Here is a 2,009-nt window from a genome sequence, read left to right as displayed (position 1 = left end):
TATTAATAATCTATATATGAATTCAACTGCAAATTGCCAATCTTTGTTTCCTTGACCATGCGATGCAAAATGCATTGGAAAATAACCATCTAATGCTAAATACTCAAATTCGCATTGAATATTTTCTGCTGTCTCTAAATTCATTAAAACATCCTTATCTAGCAGGGAATTTAAATTTTAACTCTGTTGGCTTGCCTTTTAAATTAATATTTAAGTTATTTAATGTTGGGTCAGGCGTTGTTCCTGTGCCAAGGTAACGGTTGTTCCTTTTCGCCCTCGTTCTCGCGGCGGTTTTTCATCCAGCCGCTAAAGTGCTCGGTGTCGGAAATAACGGCACTGCCGATGCCGGAAGAAACTTGGCGCTCGCTCTGGCTTTGGCGGTGTTCGGCAGCACGGATGTCGATGTCGCCGCCGGCTTTAAGCAGCAGGTCGTCTTGGGAGACCAGACTGCTGCCGCTGACGGCGATATTGCCTTTTTCGGCAAGCAGACGGGTTTTACCGCCCACGGACAGGGTGCTGCCGCTGATGCTGCCGATCTCGCCCGCAGCCTGCCCCTGATCGTTAAAGGTGCCGAAGGGGGTGATATGGTCGCGGTTGTCGATGGAGAAACCGCTGCGCTTGCTGCTGCCGGTTTGCCGGCGGCTGTCGGCCGCGGCCAGCAGTCGGATGTCGTCGCGGGCATACAGCAGGGCATCGCCTTCGGCGGAGATTTGTGCGCCTTTGGCTTCGATGTTGCTTTCGGTGGCACGGATGCTGAGATGGCGGCCGGCTGTCAGCGAGCTGCCGACGGCTTCGGCGCTGCTGCCATCCTGCACCTGCGTGCTGCTGCGGCGGCGGCGGGCACAATCAGAGTCGAACCGAAACCGAGCAGCAGGCTGAAAGCCAGCGTGCCCAAATGCAAACGACAGCCTGAATGGGGTTTCGGGCTGCCTTTAATCTGCATTATGGAATCATGATTAGCCATACGGGTTTTCTGTTTTTTGCTTTTCTTCTTTAAACCATTGTTCAAAAATATTACCCGGTGTTAAATCATCTCTATGCGAGAAAAATTTTTCATATGAATAATTAGCGGATGCTTTCTGATTTACATTGTCATATATGAGTTTCAACTGAGTTGGAATTTCCTGATGATTCTCGGCAAAGACAGAGCATAGTTCCGAATAATCTTCCATTCCAAGATTAAGAAACTGCCATTGAATCTCTTTTGTATTAAAAGACTCCTTTCTCATAATTTTATTATCCACTTTAAAAAAAGCATCAAAAGACAATACGTTTCTTTCCCTTGCACCATATATATAGACAGCGGTAACCCCCTCTCCTGAAAATTCAAGTGCCAAGCTAAGCATACGTTTTTGTATTTCTGATATCTTATCTTCAAATTTCATTTTTACTTTCCTGTGTTGTAAATCTTTTCAACTTTTTTAATGCCATCAATTTCATATTGAATAACAAAATGATCTGGCCTTAAACTATTTCCCTTGTATTGTATATCAACATTTACCGTTACGCGTTTCTTTTCCATTAATGCATTTGCCCATTCATTTTCTAGAATTTTATAATTGCTTAAATTAACTCCGCTAAGCTGGGATACCAGATTATCTAACTTTGGAGACCCGCCAAATCTATCTCCCGCCAAATGACCAGCATGATCACCACTGAGTTTTCCCGGAGTATTAGGGTTATGATGAAGCCTGTCGGAACGTTTGGTTAACTGAAGCTCTTGTGCTTCCCATGTTTTTAACCGCCCAAGATGATCAGTTTGGTATATATATTCAAACTCTCCGGCTGAGACCTTTGCAAAATTCCTTTTCCTCCGACAGCCGAAACCTAACACAGGTTTTCGGCTGTTTTTGTTTCAAATATCTACTGATTCTACTCAAATACCCCCATAATCCCCCTTGGATACCTGATAATCAGGCATCCGGCCGCCTTTTAAGCAGCAACAGGCACACTTAGCCTGTTAGCCGCTTTCAAAAGGTTCAAACACATCGCCTTCAGATGGCTTTGCG

4 protein-coding genes and 1 pseudogene are annotated in these 2,009 nt (G+C 45.0%); all 5 read right to left on the bottom strand.

The window, feature by feature from the left end; translation table 11 throughout:
- Window positions 1-154: 154 nt before the first annotated feature.
- Window positions 155-262: pseudogene (locus tag ACTHUE_RS16840) on the bottom strand (adhesin); the annotation flags it as partial.
- Entirely contained in the window at window positions 231-815 is a 585-nt protein-coding gene (locus ACTHUE_RS16835; RefSeq protein ID WP_440403284.1) for a hemagglutinin repeat-containing protein, read from the bottom strand. The gene ACTHUE_RS16835 and the pseudogene ACTHUE_RS16840, both read right to left, overlap by 32 nt.
- On the bottom strand, window positions 773-964 hold the full coding sequence (locus tag ACTHUE_RS16830) for a hypothetical protein (protein ID WP_107792511.1): 192 nt from the start codon (window positions 962-964) through the stop codon (window positions 773-775). Before ACTHUE_RS16830 ends, ACTHUE_RS16835 begins: the two co-directional genes overlap by 43 nt.
- The gene (locus tag ACTHUE_RS16825; RefSeq protein WP_002233344.1) at window positions 957-1,385 is read right to left on the bottom strand and encodes a hypothetical protein; all 429 of its coding nucleotides are present in this window, start codon (window positions 1,383-1,385) and stop codon (window positions 957-959) included. Before ACTHUE_RS16825 ends, ACTHUE_RS16830 begins: the two co-directional genes overlap by 8 nt.
- 2 nt (window positions 1,386-1,387) lie before the next feature.
- A complete protein-coding gene (locus tag ACTHUE_RS16820) occupies window positions 1,388-1,834 on the bottom strand; it encodes a DNA/RNA non-specific endonuclease (protein ID WP_070646392.1) in 447 nt (148 codons plus the stop codon).
- Between the last annotated feature and the right edge of the window lie 175 nt (window positions 1,835-2,009).

The sequence above is a fragment of the Neisseria sp. P0021.S005 genome (genome assembly GCF_051956955.1).
Note: the sequence above shows the minus strand (reverse complement) of the source record. Positions and strands in the feature narration are given on the sequence as shown.

What these genes read in the sequence shown, in the direction of transcription:
- ACTHUE_RS16830 (WP_107792511.1), bottom strand. Translation starts at nt 964, where the DNA reads ATGGCTAATCATGATTCCATAATGCAGATTAAAGGCAGCCCGAAACCC.
- ACTHUE_RS16825 (WP_002233344.1), bottom strand. Translation starts at nt 1,385, where the DNA reads ATGAAATTTGAAGATAAGATATCAGAAATACAAAAACGTATGCTTAGC.